This is a genomic window from Paracoccus benzoatiresistens (assembly GCF_026913015.1).
Taxonomy (GTDB): domain Bacteria; phylum Pseudomonadota; class Alphaproteobacteria; order Rhodobacterales; family Rhodobacteraceae; genus Paracoccus; species Paracoccus benzoatiresistens.
Window position 1 is genome coordinate 1 of sequence record NZ_JAPTYD010000148.1, and the last position, 1,603, is coordinate 1,603.

Below are 1,603 nucleotides of genomic sequence, written 5' to 3' on the forward strand. Positions count from 1 at the left end.
TGTTCGGCATCGCGACGATCATCTTTCTGGCCAGCACGATCGTGATCCTGATCGCCGCCCTTTTGCGGCTGCTGGGCGTGTGACGCGAGCCCGGGCACAACCCTGCGACATTCACGAAACCCTTCAAGGACGACAATGGAACGACTGATCGAACGCGGGCTCTTTGCCGCCCGCTGGATGATGGCGCCGATGTATCTGGGGCTGGCACTGGCCTTGGTGATCCTGGTCTGGATCTTTCTCATGGAGCTCTGGCGCTTCGTGCTGATCGTCCCGGTGATGACGGTCAATGACGCGATCCTGGGCGTTCTGGCGCTGATCGACCTCAGCCTGGCGGCGAACCTGCTCTTGATCGTGATCTTCTCGGGCTACGAGAACTTCGTGAGCCGCATGGACCTGGCCGATCACGAGGACCGGCCCGACTGGCAGGGCGAGGTCGACTTCTCGGCCCTCAAGCTGAAGCTCGTGGCCTCGATCGTGGCCATCTCCGGTATTCATCTGCTAAAGGTCTTCATGGACGTCGCAAAGTATCCCCCCGACCAGATCCGCTGGATGGTGATCATCCACCTGGTTTTCATCCTCTCTGGCGTGCTGCTGGCGGCGATGGACTGGATCGCCAATCACGCCAAGTCGCTCAAGCATCGCAAGGCGATGTTACAGTGACCCCGTGTCGACCAATCACGTGCCGGATCGGGCAACGATCCGGCTTCTGTTCATTACCCACAAGCACAAAGGTATACAGACGCCGTGGAACATGACCTTGGACCCTCCCGCCCCCGAAGTCGCCGGAAGGTGAGCCGATGATCGAGGCATTTCTGCTGTTCCTGGTTGGAACACTCGTGATGCTGGCGATTATCGCCGCGAACGGCTACTTCGTGGCGCAGGAATTCGCCTACATGTCGGTCGACCGCACGCGCCTTGCAGCGCAGGCCGCGGAGGGCGACGCGGCGGCCAAACGTGCCCTCAAGGTGACGCGGCGGACCAGCTTCATGCTGTCGGGTGCGCAACTTGGCATCACCGTCACTGGTCTGCTGGTCGGCTTTGTGGCCGAGCCACTGGTGGGCGAGTCTCTGGGCGTCCTGTTGGGCGGGATCGGCATACCGACCGCGGTGGGGGTCGCGACGGGCACCATCCTCGCCCTTGTCGCCGCGACGCTGATCCAGATGATCTTCGGCGAACTTTACCCCAAGAACCTGGCCATCGCCAATCCCGAGCCCCTGGCGCGCGGGCTGGCCCGGTCGACCCTGATCTATCTGACCGTCTTCGGCTGGCTGATCGGCTTCTTCGACAAGGCCGCCAACCTCTTGCTGCGCGCCCTGCGCATCGAGCCGGTCCATGATCTGGACGTCACGGCCTCTGCTGACGACTTGCCCCACATCATCGGGGATTCCCGCGACAGCGGCGATCTGCCGGTCGAGCTGTCCCTGATGATGGACCGTATTGTCGACTTCCCGCAGCAGGACGTCGAACATGCGATGGTGCCCCGCTCCCAGGTCGACTGGGTCAGCCCGGATACCCCGCTGGAGGAGGTGCGCGCGCTGATGGCCCGTGCCCATACCCGATATCCGGTCATCGACGACGATGACGCCCCTGTGGGCGTCGTTCA

2 protein-coding genes are annotated in these 1,603 nt (G+C 62.8%); both read left to right on the forward strand.

The window, feature by feature from the left end; genetic code table 11:
* Positions 1 to 135 precede the first annotated feature (135 nt).
* Positions 136 to 660: a TIGR00645 family protein gene (locus OU682_RS23880; RefSeq protein WP_268944666.1), complete on the forward strand. Its 525-nt coding sequence runs from the start codon at positions 136 to 138 to the stop codon at positions 658 to 660.
* Between the two features lie 137 nt (positions 661 to 797).
* Positions 798 to 1,603, forward strand: an 806-nt coding sequence (locus tag OU682_RS23885) for a hemolysin family protein (protein WP_268944667.1), incomplete at its 3' end; no start/stop codon positions are given.